This window comes from Paenibacillus sp. FSL K6-2524 (assembly GCF_038005525.1).
Taxonomy (GTDB): Bacteria; Bacillota; Bacilli; order Paenibacillales; family Paenibacillaceae; genus Fontibacillus; species Fontibacillus anaericanus.
Map to the genome: position 1 here is coordinate 4,463,556 of NZ_JBBOSP010000001.1, position 20,095 is coordinate 4,483,650.

Consider the following 20,095-nt stretch of genomic DNA (forward strand, 5'->3'; position numbering starts at 1 on the left):
ATTGCTGAAATAAGCACTTATCTCACTATTATGAAGTTTTCCTCACCGTCACTAATAGGCAGATCAATTATGGTCAATTTCTTTACAGATGCCCGTTTCAATGACTGCATGCAATGGACCAGAAAAGATATTTGCAACTCTTCTCCTTGAAACTCTACTTCCACGCTTCCATCTTCTAAATTTTTTACCCATCCCGTTAATTTCATTCTTTCAGCAATACTGTATATTTCTAAGCGGAATCCAACTTTTTGCACCCTACCAGAAAAAGAGACCTTTTTTCTAACTATAGGGCTTGGTGAGAATTTTGGGAACTTAATGCGGTTTGCATGCCAAATTACATATTCATTTCTTAATTTCTTGAAAACACTCATTCTTTTATGTACTCCTTTTTGTCTCGTATAAGGATCCATAGTTACCCCACATATTTTTGACATTCACATCATTAATGCTTTCTATTGTTTTATAGATAGGCGTACCTCTAATACAAGCACCAATAAAGAAATAATGGTTACAACTCTTGCACCTTAAATAGTGACGAACAGTATAATGAATTTCTTCAGATAAATGTCTTGCCACTTCTTCTAAAGGACAATCTCCAGCATATAACTCAAGTCTTTGTTGCTTTATCATTTCTTTAATAAAGGAAATAGTAGGAATATATTTTTGATGTGCATCACTTATTGCTGCTGTAAAAAGTTCTCTTAGATCAAAACAACTCTTACACACTATATCACCACCTACCTATCATCCTTCTCACAAAGCTTCTATTTATTTTTCATTGTTCTTGAATATTTCTCTGTTATCTTCCAACTTCTATATTGAATCAATCTAACGATATTCACAACTGTTGCGAGAAGTAGCCCAAATCCAACTAATAAAAATATTGTTACATCCGAACTATCAGATATAAAATAATTCAACAAATTTTATTGTTAACAGGATTAAGATTATCAATCCGAAGACCACATAGACATATCTTCTAATAGTTGATTTCTTTATTTTACTCAAAAAATGATTATAACAATCTACACAAATTATAGTTCTTCTCTTACCTAACAATAGTAAGCAATCTTCACAATAATCTTTACTACAAGATCATTGCATGTTCAATTGAAGTCCTGAGAACTGCTGCTCCTGCACTCTGACCTATGATATATTGTCATCCGATACCCTTCCATTATTATACATACGGAATTCAAGCGGCGAAAGCCCAGCTGCAACATGAATACGGTGTTAGCTGAAGTTACACTCTCTTTCAAAGTAAGCGTCAAATCCCCCCCACCTTGTAACAAGATAACCTGTACCATATATAAATAAAATTTATCAAAAAAAATGTGTTGAAAATAATTTCTAATCAATTTAACCTTTAGATAGAGGAGGTAATCATATGAACTAAGAAAGGACGATTGAGCTAGAAAGACAATAAATGATAAAGGAGAAAACATATGAATCAAGAAAAAGTGACAGAGTTGGAAAAGAAAATAAACAATGGTTATAGCAATATTGCAGGCATGGTTGTACTAAAAGACGGTAAAACACTATATGAAAATTACTTTAATGAATGCACTGCTACTAACCGAATCCATGTTTATTCAGTAACAAAAAGTATTATTTCCATATTGATTGGGATTGCCATGGACAATGGGCACATCAAAAGTATGAACCAGAGAGTATTGGATTTTTTCCCGGATTACACCGTTAAAAGAAGAGAAAAAACAATACAGAATGTTACACTTAAGAATTTGCTGACAATGACAGCTCCGTATAAATATAAGTTTACACCCTACATAAAGTATTTCACGAGTGATGACTGGGTAAAATTTACGCTTGATTTATTAGGAGGTAGGGGGCAGATAGGGAAATTTAGATACACTCCCCTCATAGGACCAGATATTTTATCGGGCATTCTTGTAAAAGCAACTGGGCAATCTGTGTTTGATTTCGCAACAGAAAATTTATTCTCGCCACTGGGAATTACTGTTGAGAGTAATGTGTTTTTTCATAGTAAAGAGGAACAACTCGCATTTAATAAAGCTAAAAATATCAGTGGCTGGGTTGCTGACAGGGCTGGAGTAAATACAGGAGGATGGGGCCTTACTCTCTCTCCTACAGATATGGCAAAAGTAGGTCAATTATACTTAGATGGCGGAATGTGGAACGGAAAACAAATTGTATCGACAAGATGGATAGACGAGAGTACAAAGGAACATAGCCGATGGGAAAAACTCAATCTGTCATATGGATATTTATGGTGGATTGGTAATGATAAAGAGCATGGCTATGCAGCTATGGGAGATGGAGGAAATATTATTTATGTCAATACAAAGAAAAAAATGGTAGTTTCTATTGCTTCTCTTTTTAATCCACGTGCTAAAGATAGAATAGAATTTATCAAAGAAAATATTGAGCCAATATTTGAGAATTGTGAATAGCGAGAAAATAGCGAGCATCAAATAGCCCACATCTTGGTGAACAGGTGTGGGCTATTTGACGCTTACCTTTCGAAACTGCTAACAATTCGCTCCAATATTATGGCTACTCCATCTTTATCATTCGTTTCCGTGGTTTCAGATGCTATTTCTTTCAATTCCTTTATTGCATTTCCCATTGCGATTGAATACCCACATGATTGAAACAATCCTAAATCATTAAAGTCATCTCCAAAACAAAGAACATCTTTCATGTCAACACATTCTTTTGTCTTATGGCCTGAATTGCATTCAAATTTCTAAGCGATATTTTTTTACTTGAATTTAAGAGTGTTCCGTCTAAATCCAAGATAATTGCTTTAGGTTTCATACTTCCCCCCGAAAGCTAATCTAATTTCCCCAAAAAAAACGCAGTATAATATATATCTTTAATTTTGACGGCTACTACTGTATCTTTGTCTACATCTTGAATGGAATATATTTTTGTTCCTTCTATTAAGTCTATTTTGGTGTTGAATAATTTAGCTTGACCGTTTTCCTTAACATCGTCTAAAATTTCTTTTATTTCTCCAACTTCTTTTTCTATTTTCTCGACAGGTGTTACGTTACCTTCAATAGAGTAAATTCTACCCTCGAATGCAAATTGTGATAATAAATCATTATTAGCGTTAATCCCTGTCGTCTCCGGTTCTGTCGTTGTCGTAGAACAAGAAACTATAGTTATCAGAAAAATAATTCCCAAAATGAAGTTAAATCCCCTCACATTGTTTCTCCCTTTATTAATCATTCCATTCAAATTGTGAACCTCCTCAACCCTACATAGAAATAGTCGTAATTAGCTCAACTACTTTGTTAATAGCATTGTTATTTCCACTCTGTTCCATTTTCTCAATAATTTCAAATCTCTTCTCAAATACATTATGAATGGCTTCCTTAAATGCATCATCATCCATGTCTTCTTCAAGCAAAATTTCACAGTAACCCGAGGTCTTAAACGATTGAGCATTCAATACTTGATCTCCCCTACTGACTTCTTTAGAAAGAGGTATTAATAACATAGGCTTCTTTAGCGATAGAAACTCAAATATAGAGTTTGATCCCGCTCGTGAAATAACAATGTCTGTCATGGCTAAAATATCGACCAAATCACTATGTACGTATTCAAATTGTTTATATTCGCGATAGATATTATATGAATTGTCTATTTGTCCCTTACCACATATATGAACAATCTGAAATTTATTGATTAAATGATGCAAATTTCTTCGAAGTATCTCGTTCATTCGTTGTGATCCCAGACTTCCACCCATACAGACAATAACCGGTTTATTTTTTGAAAAATTACACAGGTTTAGTCCTTTGCTCGTACTACCATGCATAAGCTCTTCTCGGATAATTGCTCCAACATATAATACCTTGTCACTGTTTATATGTTCCTTTGTTTCTGGAAAAGTTACGCATATCTTCGAGGCAAAAGGAATAGAAATCTTGTTAGCTAACCCGGGGGTGATATCTGATTCATGAATAATAATCGGTACACGGTTCAACCATGCTCCTAAAACTACAGGGACCGAAACAAAACCACCTTTTGAAAAAACTACATCTGGCTTCATTTTTCTTATACATTGGTAGGCTTGAAAAACTCCCTTTATAACACGAAAAGGATCCTTTACGTTTTCCCAGTCAAGATACCGTCTTAACTTCCCAGTTGAAATACTAGTGTACTCCACATTAGCAAGTTTCTTAACCAATTCTGCTTCAATGCCTTGTGTTGAACCCATGTATTTAACATCCCAGCCCATATTAACAAGCTTAGGAATCAAAGCTATATTAACAGTCACATGACCTGCAGAACCCCCACCGGTAAATAATATTCGCTTCGCCATCACAATCACCTCACTAATTATCCAGCGTCTCGATTCCACTTATTCAAGTATTTCTACATCAAACTTCTCAATCCAGTTTAGTGTTTTTCCAAACCTCTTTTCTTTATGAATATAATAAATATGTGGATCTTTTATCTCTTGAAAATCATCAAACTTTCTTAAAGTAAATTTCATCTTATATATTCCTTTATTACTTGGGATGGAAAAACCGTTAAGGTCATAATTCAGTTGCTTAAAAGTAAAATTATTCAATAGCAGTTCATGACTTTCACTGTCATCTCCAACTGAAGAAGGTGAATATAAGTTGTCTTCTTCAATAAAAGAGATATTACCTAGACCAGATACTAATGGATACACAAAATTCGAATAATTATCATCTGCTTTGCGATTCACTTGCATCTCGATTATAAATAGATCGTCGTCCAATTTCTGAATTGTACTTTCTATTACTAGATCAGTTGGCTTTATTTCCGGTGAAAGATTCTTATAAAATCGAATAATTCCAGCAGCAACGAGAACTATGAACAAAATAATTATTAATGCGATTCTCCGCTTCATCAATGGACCACCTCCATTGCATTATATCTTCTTAAACTTTTTAAATATTTCATCAAAAAAATGATCTCCATCTACTAACCAATATCGTTCCTGTTCTGGTACTTCATCAAAAAAATCTTTATATTCACCAATCCAACCTACTGGAACGTAATTCTCAAATGACATAGGTTCTGGAAAGAAGGAATAAAAGACTCTATCATCAAAATTCACATAAATAGTGGGTATAAACTCAAGTACTTCATCAGTACTCATAAACGCATCTTCAAGCTCTACAAGTAACTTCCTTAAATCACTTGTTGATACCTTTAAATCAATTATCTTATCTAGAAAGGTCTCTGCAGTTGTTACATCCAATACGGTAATACCAAACCTATCTTCCATTTCAGTATTTAGAAACCAATATTCTCTTTCAGTAATATACCAACTCCATGTTTTTTGAAATAATACGCCTACAATTAACGTTTGCGCATATTCTGGCATAAGCTTCATAATGTTTCTCCATTTTAAGTGAATTATTTTAGTTCCTTGCGGATGCCATCTTCGTTCTAGCTTATACTTATTTTCTTGCTTTAATTTTTATTTCAGACCGAATTCACTTCCATTTATTTAATATATATATTTCTTCATTGTCTGAGTCATGTGTTCCTATTATTTCTTCACATCCAGTCAATATATATTCAGTCCTATCTCCATCGCCATCTCCAGTGATTTCTCTTGTTTCAATCTTCTTACATTGAGTTTTATACTTGCCTTTAGCTTTTCCACCATGTTTATCTCTTGAACTATCGTAGGTATATTTAATTACGCCATTTTTGTAAACTACATCATTTAGAATTGGATCTCCCTCAATTGTATAACTAGTTATTCTAATCTTACTTTCCGATCATTTTTTATGTCTTCTATGAACTTATCCATCTTTTCAAAGTTAATTTCTCCTGGAGGACCCGTAATTATATCACCGTTTTTCTTTGCTTCCTCAGATGAATAAGAGTTATTACATCCCGTCAGGATTAAAGTAAAAAGTAATAAGGCATATATAAACTTCACAGTGACCCCCCCATTTCGATTTTCAGTAATTTCACCTAACTTATGTAATCACGAACTCTCACTGGCTTAAGGCGCGCTAGTGCCAGGTCCGCAAAGTGAATATGATGTTATTCTCTCATTCTAGCTAATGCTCTTTTGGCTGCTAGCTTACCATTATGCATTCCGTTTATGGAAACCTCTATTAACTTTTCTCTAGCTGGAAGGTATCTATGAAATCCTATGATCTCACATGTTCTCTCTTGAACATACATATCTTCATCATCTAAATACTTTTTTAATGAATCAAGATGTGTTTTCGGTGTTAATGCCATTATTGAAAAAATATATTGACAACGAATTTCATCATTTAAAAGTTGACTAAAGTTTATCAGATTATTCAACTCATCAATACAATTCAAGTCTTCAACAAGCTCCGTATTACTAATTTCAACTTCGGAAGGGTAGTCTCTTTTTAGTTCATCCCAATCAAAATGGGGTTGTGATTCAAGTTTCTTTATAAATGAACTTATACCTCTAAATCCTGGAGATAGATCAGTTTCTTCATGATTCAAATAACTTATCTTATATTTGCATGCACCTTGAAAATGAAAGCCTATATAGTTCGAATTATTATCAGTCCATAAAGGAATAACATCTTGATAAACCTCTATTTTAGACATACAATCAACTGTTTCAATTATCTCCTCAAACTCCATTAATCTTAAGAAGTAAATTTGATCCTTCTGCTGGTTTTTGTGAGATTCTAACTCTTTATGTAATGCATCAGGTACAGTTATATTGAGTCTATTAAAAAGATCTATAAACATATTTCTCCTCCCTTAAACCAAGGCTTCATTAATATTCTCCATTGTACTCAACAAAACTAGTTTCTTTAATTCGTGCAATATGATACGGCATATATATATTTGTTGATCGGGTAGCTAAACCTTCAATATACTGAATCGCTGCCTCGACCATCTCATCCGACCTAAAAACTACTTCATCTAAGTAACCACTGAGCAATGCCGCATCACCTTTGAATTTAAGAATCAAATAACCAAAACCAGGATCAACAATGACTAAATTCACAATCTCATTTTCTGTTTGTTCTCTTGAACCATCATAAAACCTGACTACAATATCTTGATCTTTATAAAATACATCCACATCACATGAAAAGTTCTTAAATTCAAATTTCATTACATGTACCAACTCCAGCTTCTATAGGCTATCTTATTTTTATTTCCGCCAAAACGTTGAACATTCCGCCTTATCCAAAATATTAAATTCGATCATTTTCTCGAGTAACGAGAAATCAACTGGACGATCCCACTTGATACGAACCAACTCCTTAGTGTGATCATATCCAGCCTGCACAATTTCATCAGAAAAATGATTAATCCCTGCCTTTTCAGGGGCAACAGCCAAGTGCTGTTTGGCTACGCTAAAGCCAATGATAAATGTATCGTGATCGGTAAACATAGGTTGATTCCACGCTATTTTTGGCATTAAATGCGGGAATTTCTTAGTTATCCAAGCCAAAACTTCTTCCGTTCTAGCCCGATGTTGCGGGTTATCGATACGTGCTAAATATTCTGCAAAAACTTCCATATGGATCCCCTCCTAAAATAACTTTAAACCATAAAACACCATCTAACGCCGAATTTATCAATAAACTGAACTAGACATGGACTATAAAATGTTGGACCTATTGGAGTAATCGTCTTACTTCCATCATTCATAACTTGATATGCCTTTCTTAAAACATCATCATTCTCAAATATGGCGACTATCTCCATAGTAGTATCTGCCGATGATTCTCTAGTGCCTCCGAAGTCGCTAAGCATTAATCTAGTTCCAAGAACGTGCATTTCTGCATGAATAACAATTTTCTCCGGTTCCCTTTGAGTGTCAAACATAATTGAATCTGTTTCCGTGTTAAATGCCGTTTTGTAAAGTTCTATAGCTTCACAACAAGTACCATTCAAATATAACTGTGGTACTATCATAAGTCTCTCCCCTTATATAAGGATTTATGAGTCAGTGATCATTCATTCCCAAGATGTGTAATCCTCTAATAAAAAGTCCCCTTCTATTTCAAGGATCGTCTTTGGTTTACTGTCGTCATAATAACTAATATCTATCGTTGTTCCACTCCATTGAAGAAAAAAGACCCCATTACCTCTATACTCCAATTTTATTAAGTTTTCATTTACATCTTGATACTCAAAATAATACAATCTAGCATCCAGGTCTCTATTTTCTTCGTTATATCCTTGCGAGAGTTCAAATGTTCTAATCCCAAATTCTTTGAGTATTAACTTATCTAGATAAACTGTAATTTCAGCATTTGGATTCCTTGCGAAGTTAGCAGTATCATCAACTGACATAATGGCTTGAGAGTCTGTCTCAGTTTCAAACCACATCATTATTGCTTCATCAGCTCTACGAACAACATAAGCCCTTGATTCTAATAGTTTAAACTTCTCAATTCCATTAAAACGTTTAAGGATCATAGTACCCATAATATATTCTCCTTACGAGCCAGTTCTTAACTCTTCAAAAATTCATCAAAATATTTATAAAACTCTTCTTTGTTTCCTAAATGAACATTGTGGTCGGGATGTGACATTTCATGGCCAAGGCAATTTGGGATTAGCGATTGCATCTTGGTGAAATCTTCATCTGATATTGCTTCGTTGCCTTTTGCTCTGATTAACAGAAACATGTCAATGCTTTTCAACTTAACAACGTTTCTGTAGATTTTTGTTTTTTCCATATTACTCCCCCTTATTTACTTTTTATATATATGTAATCGATAAACCCTTGCCGTATCCATTCGCCTTCGAACTTTCTTTCTAGTACTCTATCTTCTTTGTATATTAATTGCATATCATCAAACATAGAATCTGCTTCAAGATAATCATAATAAGAGTGTATTACTAATTCATCATCTTCCATTTGTTCATATTGATGTTCTCCTAAATCAACTCCGTCTCCAACTCGAAAATCCTTAAGGGTTAAGAAATTAACAAATAGTAATCCATTAGGTTTTAGAACTCGTTTCATTTCATTTATTGACTCTTTCACATCTGATTTTCTCATATGAAAAATGGAGTTATACGAGTACACAAAACTCGTTGACTCATCTCTCATTGGCAAGTGTCTCATGTCGCCTTGTAGGATGTTTAAATTTTGTCCTCTTGTTTGTCCAAACTGATCGGCCTTCTTAAGTTGTTCGTTATTCATTTCTATTCCGCATGTAGAATATCCATAATCTGCAAACAAACTTAATGGAGGCGAATCTCCGCCAGCCCCACAATCTAATATTGTCTTTTCCATGCCACTCTCATTACATAAGGCCAAAAATCTGTACAATGGTATTTGCTTAAACAGCTCCACAGTTATTCCATCTCCTTGAATATAGTTTTTTATAATGACGCGGATTTCTAATGTTGGCTCTTCTTCAATTATACATACCCAATCTTAAGTTCTTGTACAAATATTGCTGTTCCTGAAATAAAAATATCTATATCTTCTTCGCTTCGTATTGCTTTTACATGTACTCTTCCATCTCTTCCAATTTCCTGGCCTTGCTCTACAATAAACTCTACAGAATTTAAGTTTTGATTTAAATACAATAAATAATAAGCACCCATTACACCTGATGCCGTCCCTGTTACTGGATCTTCAATTGTACCTGAGTAAGGTGAGGAAAAATGTCTTGCATGCATCAACGCTCTATTATCATAAGTCTCAAAACAAATCGGATGTATGGATGATCTGACATTCTCGGCAAGTACATCTGGGAACTGTTGATTATTAGGTATCATATGATTAAAGCTGCTCAATTTTTTGATTGGGACCAGTAAAGTCCAAGTGCCAGTACTTCCATAAACGATAGGCTTGTCTAAATCCAACTCTTCTTTCACAAGTCCTATTGACTTGGCTAGCTTATCTATATCCCCATTAAAAGATGTAAATTGAGGCCTGTCTTGTTTCATCTCTATTGATAGTTGGTCATTCATCTGATCAAATTTGATTGGTAGTATACCTACATTCGTTTCAATCTGAATAAGATTTCTATCCTCGAACATCCCATTGGACTTTAGACAATATAATGACCCTATGGTTGCGTGTCCACAGAGATTTATCTCATGTCCTGGAGTAAAATATTTCAATCTTAGATCAGCCTTCTCTGAATTCAACACGAACACAGTCTCATTAAAGCCGACTTTAAAAGCTATATTTTGCATTTCATCCTCAGTTAAGAAGTCAGCATTCAACACAATACCAATGGGATTTCCTTTATTCGGAACACTAGAAAAAGCATCATAATGCAGGACATTTACACTATTCATCTTGATCCTCACTTTTCATATGTAAATTGACTCGGATTGACTACCACAGATAATATTTTCTCCAATGATTCGATCCAACTACAGCTCACACCCAGATGATCGAATTACCCGTCTGAAGGGACGCCTCAAACAGCTCTCTTAATACTACTGTTGAATGCAGATCTGAGCATTTAAGCTCCCTTGTAACGACTTGCATAGAGTTTGGATAGTAGAGTTCCTCGACTCCCCAGATCTTTTTACTCAATGGGTGGGTTGACTTGTGAAGGCTTCCCGTCTCAGAATCGCAAAACCACACTAGCCGGCCTACTCGACTATCTTTCTCCAAACAGACCACTTCCTGCGTGAATGCCATTGATCGAAATAGCTCTAGGTTGTCCTGGTTTACGATACGGAATCCATTGTCATTTAACCGATAAGTAAATTCCATTCCAGAAGAGTAGAACCACCTGTCATCGCCGGGCAGAGCCCTAGCATATTCTTCCTGTGACTTAGATTCCAGAAGAAATACTCCCTGGAGTTCGCTTACCCTGGATTCCAGAATATCCAATTCTTTCAGAGCCTTATTCGCCTGGCTCGCGGATAAGGTATTCCCCCATATCGAATTTAATAGCGGAAAATTTTCTTGTCCCAGTCGCTCCATCGCTCCAAAAAAGAAGTTCCCTCCAGCGATATTGGCGACCCGATTATAGTAGTATCTAAAATTCTCATGCTCACAAGCATGTTCACGCCATTTCAAAAAAAGATGGTACGTTCCGTCATCGGCAGAGTCCGATAAATCGATCCCCTCGTCGGTCCATTCCAGCAAGCTGATATCAAAAGGAGGAGGCTTAACTTTTCCCTCTTTCACGCAATTACAATTCACATATGCATCTAGCCCCATAATTAATCCTCTTTTCTCTAATCATCCCCCCGGGTGGATGACATAGATTATTATTAGCTTACACAATTAAGACGTTATCTGGTTCATTAATGCTACATATAAATGACTTCTCTCTCCAGGTATCCTATACATCCCTAGCGCATCTAATCGATGAACTGCCATTGCAGTTTTATTCACGAATCTTGAAAGGCAACAACACTAGCAGAAGATAATTTGTTCTGCAAGGATTTATTATTAAGTTTGTCGTAATATACAGATAAGTTATTTTACTGTTATACGCAGCTAATACTCTATTAAGAAAGGAAAATATCAAATGGAATGGGTAGAGAATCTAAATGAATCAATAAATTATATAGAAGAACATCTTCATGAAAAAATCGATTATAATCAGGTAGCTAAAAAAGCCTGTTGTTCTTTAACAAAGTTTCAACGTCTTTTTTTGTTTGCGACTGATATGACGGTTTCAGAATACGTTAGATGTAGGCGGATGACACTGGCTGCTCGAGAACTGATAAATTCAGACATCAAAATTATTAATCTTGCTACTATGTATGGATATGAATCATCTGAAAGTTTTACAAGAGCATTTCATACCTTCCATGGCATGCCACCAGCTACTGTTCGAAAGCTAGGAATTTATAATGAGCTGGAGCGGATTTCAATTAATTTAAAAGTACAAGGAGGAAATATCATAATGGGAAGAAAGCCGATCGTCCGAATTGAAGAATTCAGCGGAATAAAAGCCGCAACATTCCGCGTTGATGGCATAGATCCGGAAGATAAGGGATTTTCTATGCTTCGTGAATGGGCAATAGGAGCATTAAGCGATTATGCTGCCAGACGTTGCATTGGTTATGCACCTATGGGGCACCATTCAGAGGGTGAGGACTGTGACTCTCATGAATATGTAGCACAAATGTTTCTCTATGAACATGAAATAGATGAAAATGGTCGGTTTCATGGTGTTGAGGTTGATAACGCCCCACAGGGACTATATATTGTCGGAGATGTCGTACTGAATGAATTTCACGACGATGGGTCGATTGATATTGGACAGTCCATGAAAAAGTCATCAAAGGAAATATATGACTGCCTAATTGAAATGAAAACTTATGAGCTTGATATGGAAAATCGCCCATTCATAGAAGAACAGATATTTCAGCCCGGATGGTTTGCTGGTAACGGAAGCAGTGAATTTAAGCTTTGGTTACCTATAAGAATTAAACAGTAGATTACTCATGTATTCATGCCTAAGAATCGACATTACAGAAATAGATTCAAATTTATTTCCTTTGAAAATACTGTCTCTTAGTGTTCCTTCAAAAATAAAGCCAACGGATTCATACACATGCCTTGCTCGGGTGTTGAATTCTTTAACATCTAACCATAACCGATGAACCTCAGTTTCTTCAAAAAACCAATTGATTATAAGCTTCAACGATTCCTTCCCATAACCTTTGTTTTTCATCTGAATAGTAATACGCTTTATGCATATAGCTTTATTCGAATCTAGTAAACCAGTTAATATTACATATCCAACTTTGTCTCCGTTTTTGTTCTCAATTATTAAATGATGTATATCTTCATTTGTTAATGATTCTAAATGTTGTTCAACCGTCCATTGCCCAATAAATGGTGTGTTTTCAGGATCCGTTTCGGCATTTAAGACAAATGTTAAATCAGCTACTTCTGTCTTCCGAAACTTTAATTCATCAGATTCAATCAACAAAATACACCTCCGTATAGTTTTTTATTAATTTTGATTATGTATCAGTTCATTAATTTCCGAATTGATATACGCTGTTCAAGGTTTTTTCATAAGACGCAATTGTCATTGTATCGTTAATTTGTTTTATCTCCCCGGTCTTATGATAACCTAACTTTTCATAGAGAGCACAATTTCCATACTCTTGCACTATCGAATCTAACTCCCAAATTTCCGCATCGTTATATATATCTTCGATAATCGAAAATACTCTTTGTGCTATTCCTTTTCCTTGATGTTCGGGCAAAATAAATATTGGGCCAACACGATATCTTTTGTTCTCTTTCCTTACAATTCTAATTGCGCCTACGGTAAGATTTGAACTTTTAATAATGTAATAATCCGTAAATGATTGATTTAATCGATCTATTGTTCGTTCCACAGATTCATTAGCAGGGCTGGTTTCATAATCTTGATATTTATTTAGTAACGGCATAAAGGTTTTAATTTGCATTTCGTGAATAATCGTTGCTTCATTGAGACTAGATTTAAATATCGAAATTTCCACTTTCCTACCCCCAGATTATCCCTAGATTATCCTTATCCATTGCTGATATTTTATTACTAGTTATTGCAAGAGTATGAGAAATTTTTATCTATCATCTCAAAGTTGCAATCTTGGTAGATAGACCAATAATAGACTTTGCTATTCAACGTATAAAATACTAAACTATAATCTCCTTTATTGTAACGGTATAAGGTGAATTCTCCTTCTTGAGCAGTATCCGTATTGTTTCCGTAAATTTGCTTCATTGTTACAATACTACTTCCCGATTCTAATCCACTAGGAGTTGTTAAAGTATCCAATGTACTTATTGAAACTAATTTTAAAGAATTATCGAAATTAAAAATATACTCATTCGTGCCCAGCATTTTAACAGTGCGAGAATTTTCTATTCCTTCCTCAGTATCCTCGGAGTATAGTTCTAAATTTAAAAGCCGAATCTTTTCTAATACATCATCGAATGTCATTCCTAGATAAATTTCACCTTTAGTTATGTCTTGATCATTGATTACTAGTTTTTTTTCGGGAGTACTGCATGCGGCCATGGAAAATATCAAAATTAAAGATATCAGTAACCTATTAAACTGTTTTTTATTCAACTTATTTCACACCTATCCGAATAATTCATGTAATTAATTAAAACTCTGCCAATAATTTATTGTCCGAGTTTTCTTCCACGATTATACAACTGATAACCGAAGGGCGATAGTCCTGATGCATAAATACGGTGTTAAGCGAAGTTAGCTCTTCTCTGATTTTCCATTGCTTTAATTTTATACATTCCATTTGGGAGGTCGTTTCATAAAACGATCAGGATCCTTAATAAATCCGTGTTTCTCATATAACCCGTGAGCATCCAATGTCCCTAATAGACCCATCATTCCTTCAAATTCTTCTGAGTCTACAATCATTTCAACTAGCTTCTTTCCTATCCCCTTACCTCTGCACTCCTCCAAAACAAATACATCACATATATAAAAAAACGTCGCCTCATCACTAATAACTCTCGCGAAACCGAGACCCAGCCCTAGATAGCTTTTATCTTAGGCTGGGTCGTTTGTTGTCTTCTATGATTATACCTCTGTTAACTAAAGGATGTTGCTGCGTAGCGTGAATACAATCTCATTTGTACTTTTTCACAACGGGAATGCCTTCTTTGGATTTCTATTCATTATGCTTATCGTTTTCAATGTGAGTAATACAATTATATCGTTCACAATCCCATCTAAATTGGTCTTTATTTAAAATTGTCACCGATGTATTATGAAGCTGTTCTTGTGTATCGATATGCGGAATTAGTTTCTTTAAGGTAAGTCCAATTAATGCTCCATGACTTACTATCAATATTTTTTTGCTGGGATGTCTTTCGGAAATGTCCATAATACACTTCATTCCCCTTGTCATTATCTCATCGTTTGATTCTATGCCAAGATCTAGTTTGGACCATCCGTATCCCCATTTATTAACTCTGTCTTGTTCAGTTGTTCCCTCGATAAGTCCGCAGTTCATTTCTCTTAATCGTTGATCAGTTCTCACTTCAATATTCTTAAGACTTCCTATAATTTCAGCTGTTTCAAGTGCTCTTGATAAGTCACTTGAATAAATATAATCCCAGTCTTCGTTTTCCATTCTCCTAGATAGTAATTCAGCTTGTCTTCGTCCCTCATCATTTAAAGGTATATCAGTTTGTCCTTGTGCTCTGTGTTCATAATTCCAATCTGTCACTCCATGTCTTATAAGTCCTATCCATGTCATACTATTTCCTCTTTCAAATTTTTTGTGGTTTGATACTGCCGATCTTGTATCTAACGTTTGCGTATCTACGTAGATACTATGTTATATGATATCGGGGACTTCTACGAATGTGTTATTTAATCTAATTTTTCGATATCCTTTATTCTCTTATCAAGAATTGCAATAGTTTCATCTAAGTTCTCATTAGTATCATCATACTGTAATATTTCAACATATATATGTCTGACTCCGAGATGCACTTCAAATATATCATCCACGCAATTGATAATTCCCTTACCTATTAATTGATTAAAACTTCCCTCGATTGTTTCTTCAGATATATTATTTATAAATTCTGATAGAGTATAATTGACTATTTCTTGCTTGTTAGGCCTGGTTATTTCCTTATGTAACCGTAGAGTTGATAAAACTATTAGTAATGAAACTCTATCTTGCATGGGACTCCTCCTAACAATTTAATCAACTTTCAATTTTTGGACTCTTTGGGTTCTCTAAATGAACCGAAAATCCCTGTAATAAGCCCAATTAAACCAAAGGTAAATCCATATCCAGAAGAACCTTCAAATGCCAATAAAATAATCACTCCGAATAATAAAATATGTACACCTAATAGTTGAACTTGCAGAGCACTTGGATTAATAAAGTCCAAAAATACAAATGCATAAAAGATTGCAATAACTAATAGTGTTAGAGCGATTAAACACACTAATCCAAAACTATCCATCTTGACCTCCTCTAAATTTCAATCATTTGCTTTCAACCATACCACTTTCCTTAGCAATACTCTTAAGTATATTCAATAGAAAAACCGCCATTGAAGGCGGTCTAAAAAATTTATCATTTCTGCCCAACAATAAGTCCTGGGGATATTAAGACTGCATCTGTTTAAAAACAGTTAATTCTGTTAGGCCACAGCCACTCACTCTAATTAGAGCGTCTCAACCAATTTCTGAATCTTTGAGCGGGAAATTAAATATAAAGGACCCATTATTTCTATTTTGCCGTCCTTTACACGTATAGCGCTCTCCTGTTCTGCCGCGTAAACATCAATCTCTTCAGACAAGGGGAACAGGTAACCTTGAACAAACGTGGCGTAGTCGCGTTGAGAATGAGATTCATAGGCAAAATGATCAAAGCCAATACCATCATAAATAGTACTTGTTTCAACTTCATCAGTGTTATTCAAGCTTAACCATTTTGCAGCCATATTTAACGCACCGGCGCTGGCACCCATTATAACGGCATTGCTGTTCTTAATAACATCCGATAATTCATATTCAGCCAAAAAATCGTTCTGCAAAACAGGATATCCACCACATAAAAAAATGACAGAAGCGTTTTGAATTAATCGCCGGGCATCTTCCTTCTGCATGCGGTAATCAATGAAATGACATTCATCAAAAATAATATTAGCCTGATTCAACCATGTCCATTCAGAAACATCATCAAAGTTAATTTGCTCACCTGTATAACCAGACGGGTCAGCGCTAATCATAACAAGCGATTTTCTGTCTTGTATATCCTCATGCAACCATTGGACCAGCTTCTCTGGAAAAAAATCATTAAACCAACTGAGATAGTAGTGAGTTTTCATACGTAATTACCTCCATATGTATTATTTACATTCATACATTCTTAACGATTTTTTCTCCTTCATGTTCCTTAAGTATGTACCCAATTCCTTCCACTGCGATGTCTTTACTCATTCTTTATATTTACCATGTAACGAAGGGCAAATAATCTTTACTGTAAATCCCCCTATAATAAGCACGTTTCAAGTAATGAATCTCTTTCTCAAATTGATCAATTACATTCATATCATTGAAATTATAGCCTTTTTCTTTACATAATTCACTATTGACTCGAAAAGTTAATTTAGTATTTCCAATAGTGAATTCAAGTAAGAAATCATTTAACATCCCATTCCAACTAAAAGAAGTTATTTTAGCTTCGACGTTTCCAGCTATCTCTGAGTTATAATTGTTGATAATTTTATTTAGATTCTCTTGTATTAGTTCCTTTGAGTTAAACAACTTATTCACTTCCCTAAAAAATGAAATTTAAATTGAATTTATCGCCCTCTTCTAGCTCTTAAAATTTATTGATATTTTTCAGTAATACTCATCTTCTAATATTGAAAATAAATAAGAATCATGGAATTTCCCTTTGTGCCACATATGTTCCCTTAGATGACCTTCTTGTTTCATACCGATTCTTCTCAAGACATTGGCTGACCCTATATTTCCAGGGCGGCATGTCGCAAACACTCTATGTACTTTGAAGTTTTCAAATCCGAACATTAACATTGCTTTTGAAGCTTCTGTAGCATAGCCACTCCCCCACCATTCGGGGTTAAAACAATAGCCTATCTCAGCATTATTTTCTTTGATATAAATTCCACATCCACCAATTAAAATATTTGCCTCTTTAAGTATTACTGCGAACTCAAAATCGGTTCGGTCGCTTGATTGTTGTTTTGTGATTTGCTCCTCTACATATGCTTGTGTCTCAGCTTTGCTATTTGGTCCCCAAATCATATGTTCAGTTACCACATGATTTGATGCGTATTTATGTACATCTACCCAGTCTTCCATATTAAAGTCACGAATGATTAGTCTTTGGGTTTCAAGATGCATCATCAAACCTCCTCTTTATCCGACCTTATTAAATACTTGATGAACTATACATGGTTTTACTTCGATAGTCATTGTACCTGATAGTATAAAGAAAGTTACTGTTTTCCTCGAATTTTGCCTACTAAATATTTATAAACAAATTATAACCTGAGTGTAATATTATTGGTGCCCAGAGGGTTCCTGATTTCTTGTATATTACTCCAAAGATCACCCCAAGTATAAGAACATTAACACTTATGCTTAGAATATATCCAACGCTATAACCACTGAATCCCCATATAGGGTAAAAGGTAAATTCAAAATCGACTTATTTTGAAGCTGCACTTTCGCAATAACTGCAATTAGAACGAGGACAATAATTATAGCAATATATAGAAATTCAGTGCTCTTGGATATTCTTAGTTTTAAATTATCACTAATACAAAGTTTTTCCTTACGAAATATAATAATTACTGGTAAAACCCAAATGATTATTTTAATTAACCCTGACAATATTGCAATCATTATGCTTTTCTCAAGATTAACAAATATACTTTCTTTAAGAGTCCATAAGAATAGTAAGCTTAAATAATAAGCTATTAATAGCTTATTATTATATTCTATAGATTTCATTGTTACCTCCCAACTAGGATTCCATTATTTCATACACTCTTATCTTCATATTACTAGAAGTCCACCCCATCTCATTTGGCTCTTCTGAACCAGTTATGAGACAGAGATTTCCTGATTCATTGATAAAAGTATACTTACGCACTCCCCCCTTTAACCTGTGATGCGAGATCATATTTAACTGTGTGTCTAATAAATAAATTCTACTATTGCCAACTAATACAAGTAACCTTCCTAATGAATCAACAGTCATTATATCTAGTTCATAATCATCCCAATCTCTTCGGGAAATGATTTGTAAGGATAATGCGTCAATGACGATCAGTTCTTTATCGAAAACATGCAAAAATATTTTATGATTAGTGTTATCTATTAATGGACGAGCATCCCCATCCAAATCTATTTCTTTAATTTTCTCCAATTTTTCAGTGAAGCACATTATCCTCGTGAAGGATTTTCCATGAGCAAACAAGTTACAAAAAAAATAGATCCTTCCTTCAGAACCAATTAAGCATCTAAAATTGCCAATATACCAAGTAGGATCAAATTCCAAATTGATTTCAGCTTCGATCTGTCCTGAGAAGTTTAATTTTTTCAGTTCTATATATTTACTCTCATCGATTCTATATAGATATATGGATTGGCCAAAAACAAAAAAATACGTGTAATATGGAAACTCTCTCTTCATTTCCAATTCAGGTCCATACCATACTATTTTTTTCGCTTCGGCATTACCAGTAAGGAAAGCCCCATCATTAAACGTATAGATCGGATTGGTGACAGTTGTACTCATTGACGTTTCAGAAATCATGTTTCCATGATAATCAAAAACGTAATATTTTCTTCTAAGTGGACAGTAAAATGTTATGTATTCATTTGTTGCAGTTAAGAAATTTGTCCCTCTTTCATATTGGAAGGAAGTTAAATCCATGATAGGATCTAAAATTCCGTTTGGTAGAAACGTATACATCAACTCTTTCTCATAACTATGATTAAGATACGGCGGAATTCCAATTAAGAATTTATTGTTACCTAGCCCGGTAATTAAAGCCCCTTCAAATTCCATAATTATGTTAGCTTTGGTTTGATTTTTAATATCGTTTTTCTTTCTAAGCTCACTGATATATTCTTTTACTAAATCAATATTTCGTTCGTAATGAAATTCTGACTCTGCGCCATCAATCAGCATTCTATCGTCAATCCATAAAGCAACTCCTAGAAAATGTTGAAGTAATTCAATCTTCTTACCTAAATCTTCACATTTGAGGACTTCTTTAAAATATTTACTTTCGTTCAAATCAAACCCGAGTTCTTCAAGAAACACTTTTGGACTACCCATTTTCGGGGGAACATTATAACCATTTGGGTTTACATGACTTGTTACAGCTTTACCATCTCTGTAGATCGTCATTCTTAGTACGTCCTCATCGAAATATTCTATGGACAAAACACTTTTATTAATTGCTGTTGATAACTTTCTGCCAACTTTACTGATATCTCCTACCTGGAATCTTTCACTTACAATCGTAGTCCAGCCATTTGATAAATTTCTCGCAGTACAGTGGGGTATCACTTTTTCAATTTCATCTATCGAATGCTCTCTAACTTGTAGATTAGTAAATGTAGTACCCATTTTTTTTACCTCACAAATTTATATAAAAAATGATCGTTATTTCTTATGATCT

34 protein-coding genes are annotated in these 20,095 nt (G+C 34.5%); 2 read left to right on the top strand and 32 right to left on the bottom strand.

From position 1 onward, the window contains the following. Nucleotides 1-17 precede the first annotated feature (17 nt). Both NST85_RS20760 and NST85_RS20765 read right to left on the bottom strand, forming a co-directional pair. Nucleotides 18-371, bottom strand: coding sequence for an acylphosphatase (locus NST85_RS20760; RefSeq protein ID WP_127193446.1), 354 nt, complete (start codon nt 369-371; stop codon nt 18-20). A 4-nt stretch (nt 372-375) separates the two neighbouring features. Further along, nucleotides 376-726: a hypothetical protein gene (locus tag NST85_RS20765; protein WP_341190269.1), complete on the bottom strand. Its 351-nt coding sequence runs from the start codon at nt 724-726 to the stop codon at nt 376-378. Nucleotides 727-1,445: 719 nt separating this feature from the next. Between NST85_RS20765 and NST85_RS20770 the strand changes: the two genes are divergently transcribed. Beyond that, on the top strand, nt 1,446-2,432 hold the full coding sequence (locus NST85_RS20770) for a serine hydrolase domain-containing protein (protein WP_341190270.1): 987 nt from the start codon (nt 1,446-1,448) through the stop codon (nt 2,430-2,432). Nucleotides 2,433-2,494: 62 nt separating this feature from the next. On the opposite strand, the gene NST85_RS20775 is transcribed toward NST85_RS20770, so the two are convergent. The 17 genes from NST85_RS20775 to NST85_RS20845 form a co-directional block, all read right to left on the bottom strand. Then, nucleotides 2,495-2,683: an HAD family hydrolase gene (locus NST85_RS20775; RefSeq protein WP_127193449.1), complete on the bottom strand. Its 189-nt coding sequence runs from the start codon at nt 2,681-2,683 to the stop codon at nt 2,495-2,497. Beyond that, a complete protein-coding gene (locus tag NST85_RS29380; RefSeq protein ID WP_127193450.1) occupies nt 2,680-2,799 on the bottom strand; it encodes an HAD family hydrolase in 120 nt (39 codons plus the stop codon). Before NST85_RS29380 ends, NST85_RS20775 begins: the two co-directional genes overlap by 4 nt. Before the next feature lie 15 nt (nt 2,800-2,814). Continuing rightward, the gene (locus NST85_RS20780; RefSeq protein WP_127193451.1) at nt 2,815-3,225 is read right to left on the bottom strand and encodes a hypothetical protein; all 411 of its coding nucleotides are present in this window, start codon (nt 3,223-3,225) and stop codon (nt 2,815-2,817) included. Nucleotides 3,226-3,244: 19 nt separating this feature from the next. Next, the gene (locus NST85_RS20785) at nt 3,245-4,315 is read right to left on the bottom strand and encodes an undecaprenyldiphospho-muramoylpentapeptide beta-N-acetylglucosaminyltransferase (protein ID WP_127193452.1); all 1,071 of its coding nucleotides are present in this window, start codon (nt 4,313-4,315) and stop codon (nt 3,245-3,247) included. A 39-nt stretch (nt 4,316-4,354) separates the two neighbouring features. Further along, entirely contained in the window at nt 4,355-4,873 is a 519-nt protein-coding gene (locus NST85_RS20790; protein ID WP_127193453.1) for a hypothetical protein, read from the bottom strand. A 21-nt stretch (nt 4,874-4,894) separates the two neighbouring features. After that, nucleotides 4,895-5,362 (bottom strand): hypothetical protein, encoded by a 468-nt coding sequence (locus NST85_RS20795; RefSeq protein ID WP_341190271.1) that lies wholly within the window; start codon nt 5,360-5,362, stop codon nt 4,895-4,897. A gap of 103 nt (nt 5,363-5,465) precedes the next feature. Continuing rightward, on the bottom strand, nt 5,466-5,744 hold the full coding sequence (locus tag NST85_RS29385; RefSeq protein WP_445671187.1) for a DUF4362 domain-containing protein: 279 nt from the start codon (nt 5,742-5,744) through the stop codon (nt 5,466-5,468). After that, nucleotides 5,735-5,920 (bottom strand): hypothetical protein, encoded by a 186-nt coding sequence (locus NST85_RS20800; protein WP_127193455.1) that lies wholly within the window; start codon nt 5,918-5,920, stop codon nt 5,735-5,737. The genes NST85_RS29385 and NST85_RS20800 overlap by 10 nt, the downstream gene beginning before the upstream one ends. Before the next feature lie 107 nt (nt 5,921-6,027). Further along, a complete protein-coding gene (locus tag NST85_RS20805; protein ID WP_341190272.1) occupies nt 6,028-6,726 on the bottom strand; it encodes a HEAT repeat domain-containing protein in 699 nt (232 codons plus the stop codon). Between the two features lie 28 nt (nt 6,727-6,754). Next, the gene (locus tag NST85_RS20810; RefSeq protein ID WP_341190273.1) at nt 6,755-7,099 is read right to left on the bottom strand and encodes a hypothetical protein; all 345 of its coding nucleotides are present in this window, start codon (nt 7,097-7,099) and stop codon (nt 6,755-6,757) included. Between the two features lie 39 nt (nt 7,100-7,138). Continuing rightward, the gene (locus NST85_RS20815) at nt 7,139-7,510 is read right to left on the bottom strand and encodes an iron chaperone (RefSeq protein WP_341190274.1); all 372 of its coding nucleotides are present in this window, start codon (nt 7,508-7,510) and stop codon (nt 7,139-7,141) included. A 23-nt stretch (nt 7,511-7,533) separates the two neighbouring features. Further along, nucleotides 7,534-7,908, bottom strand: coding sequence for a VOC family protein (locus tag NST85_RS20820; protein ID WP_127193458.1), 375 nt, complete (start codon nt 7,906-7,908; stop codon nt 7,534-7,536). Nucleotides 7,909-7,950: 42 nt separating this feature from the next. Continuing rightward, nucleotides 7,951-8,424, bottom strand: coding sequence for a hypothetical protein (locus tag NST85_RS20825; RefSeq protein ID WP_341190275.1), 474 nt, complete (start codon nt 8,422-8,424; stop codon nt 7,951-7,953). 26 nt (nt 8,425-8,450) lie between these two features. Then, complete coding sequence (locus NST85_RS20830; protein WP_341190276.1) at nt 8,451-8,678, bottom strand: hypothetical protein; 228 nt, start codon at nt 8,676-8,678, stop codon at nt 8,451-8,453. A gap of 11 nt (nt 8,679-8,689) precedes the next feature. Continuing rightward, nucleotides 8,690-9,301 carry a class I SAM-dependent methyltransferase gene (locus NST85_RS20835; RefSeq protein ID WP_127193460.1) on the bottom strand — a complete coding sequence of 204 codons (612 nt, stop codon included), beginning with the start codon at nt 9,299-9,301 and terminating at the stop codon, nt 8,690-8,692. A gap of 68 nt (nt 9,302-9,369) precedes the next feature. Continuing rightward, the gene (locus NST85_RS20840) at nt 9,370-10,260 is read right to left on the bottom strand and encodes a PhzF family phenazine biosynthesis isomerase (protein ID WP_341190277.1); all 891 of its coding nucleotides are present in this window, start codon (nt 10,258-10,260) and stop codon (nt 9,370-9,372) included. Between the two features lie 85 nt (nt 10,261-10,345). Further along, nucleotides 10,346-11,140 (bottom strand): hypothetical protein, encoded by a 795-nt coding sequence (locus NST85_RS20845; protein ID WP_211350177.1) that lies wholly within the window; start codon nt 11,138-11,140, stop codon nt 10,346-10,348. A 313-nt stretch (nt 11,141-11,453) separates the two neighbouring features. Here NST85_RS20845 and NST85_RS20850 point away from each other — a divergent pair, with 313 nt between their 5' ends. Continuing rightward, nucleotides 11,454-12,371, top strand: coding sequence for a helix-turn-helix transcriptional regulator (locus NST85_RS20850; RefSeq protein ID WP_341190278.1), 918 nt, complete (start codon nt 11,454-11,456; stop codon nt 12,369-12,371). On the opposite strand, the gene NST85_RS20855 is transcribed toward NST85_RS20850, so the two are convergent. The 13 genes from NST85_RS20855 to NST85_RS20910 form a co-directional block, all read right to left on the bottom strand. Beyond that, the gene (locus tag NST85_RS20855; RefSeq protein WP_246054242.1) at nt 12,348-12,866 is read right to left on the bottom strand and encodes a GNAT family N-acetyltransferase; all 519 of its coding nucleotides are present in this window, start codon (nt 12,864-12,866) and stop codon (nt 12,348-12,350) included. The two genes, NST85_RS20850 and NST85_RS20855, sit on opposite strands and share 24 nt — an antisense overlap. A 52-nt stretch (nt 12,867-12,918) precedes the next feature. Further along, a complete protein-coding gene (locus tag NST85_RS20860) occupies nt 12,919-13,413 on the bottom strand; it encodes a GNAT family N-acetyltransferase (RefSeq protein ID WP_341190279.1) in 495 nt (164 codons plus the stop codon). 56 nt (nt 13,414-13,469) lie between these two features. Beyond that, on the bottom strand, nt 13,470-14,009 hold the full coding sequence (locus tag NST85_RS20865; protein ID WP_341190280.1) for a hypothetical protein: 540 nt from the start codon (nt 14,007-14,009) through the stop codon (nt 13,470-13,472). Nucleotides 14,010-14,183: 174 nt separating this feature from the next. After that, the gene (locus NST85_RS20870) at nt 14,184-14,435 is read right to left on the bottom strand and encodes a GNAT family N-acetyltransferase (RefSeq protein ID WP_341191144.1); all 252 of its coding nucleotides are present in this window, start codon (nt 14,433-14,435) and stop codon (nt 14,184-14,186) included. Nucleotides 14,436-14,574: 139 nt separating this feature from the next. Continuing rightward, on the bottom strand, nt 14,575-15,165 hold the full coding sequence (locus tag NST85_RS20875) for a histidine phosphatase family protein (protein WP_341190281.1): 591 nt from the start codon (nt 15,163-15,165) through the stop codon (nt 14,575-14,577). Nucleotides 15,166-15,281: 116 nt separating this feature from the next. Next, nucleotides 15,282-15,602: a hypothetical protein gene (locus NST85_RS20880; RefSeq protein WP_341190282.1), complete on the bottom strand. Its 321-nt coding sequence runs from the start codon at nt 15,600-15,602 to the stop codon at nt 15,282-15,284. A gap of 29 nt (nt 15,603-15,631) precedes the next feature. Then, complete coding sequence (locus NST85_RS20885; protein ID WP_307402770.1) at nt 15,632-15,889, bottom strand: hypothetical protein; 258 nt, start codon at nt 15,887-15,889, stop codon at nt 15,632-15,634. Between the two features lie 204 nt (nt 15,890-16,093). After that, nucleotides 16,094-16,759 carry a Type 1 glutamine amidotransferase-like domain-containing protein gene (locus tag NST85_RS20890; RefSeq protein ID WP_127193470.1) on the bottom strand — a complete coding sequence of 222 codons (666 nt, stop codon included), beginning with the start codon at nt 16,757-16,759 and terminating at the stop codon, nt 16,094-16,096. A 121-nt stretch (nt 16,760-16,880) separates the two neighbouring features. After that, entirely contained in the window at nt 16,881-17,207 is a 327-nt protein-coding gene (locus tag NST85_RS20895) for a hypothetical protein (protein ID WP_341190283.1), read from the bottom strand. 69 nt (nt 17,208-17,276) lie between these two features. Beyond that, nucleotides 17,277-17,801: a GNAT family N-acetyltransferase gene (locus NST85_RS20900; protein ID WP_341191145.1), complete on the bottom strand. Its 525-nt coding sequence runs from the start codon at nt 17,799-17,801 to the stop codon at nt 17,277-17,279. Between the two features lie 121 nt (nt 17,802-17,922). Further along, nucleotides 17,923-18,081: a CPBP family glutamic-type intramembrane protease gene (locus tag NST85_RS29390; RefSeq protein WP_370877751.1), complete on the bottom strand. Its 159-nt coding sequence runs from the start codon at nt 18,079-18,081 to the stop codon at nt 17,923-17,925. Beyond that, nucleotides 18,042-18,413 (bottom strand): hypothetical protein, encoded by a 372-nt coding sequence (locus tag NST85_RS20905; RefSeq protein WP_341190284.1) that lies wholly within the window; start codon nt 18,411-18,413, stop codon nt 18,042-18,044. The genes NST85_RS29390 and NST85_RS20905 overlap by 40 nt, the downstream gene beginning before the upstream one ends. A gap of 13 nt (nt 18,414-18,426) precedes the next feature. Then, nucleotides 18,427-20,043: a hypothetical protein gene (locus NST85_RS20910; RefSeq protein WP_341190285.1), complete on the bottom strand. Its 1,617-nt coding sequence runs from the start codon at nt 20,041-20,043 to the stop codon at nt 18,427-18,429. Between the last annotated feature and the right edge of the window lie 52 nt (nt 20,044-20,095).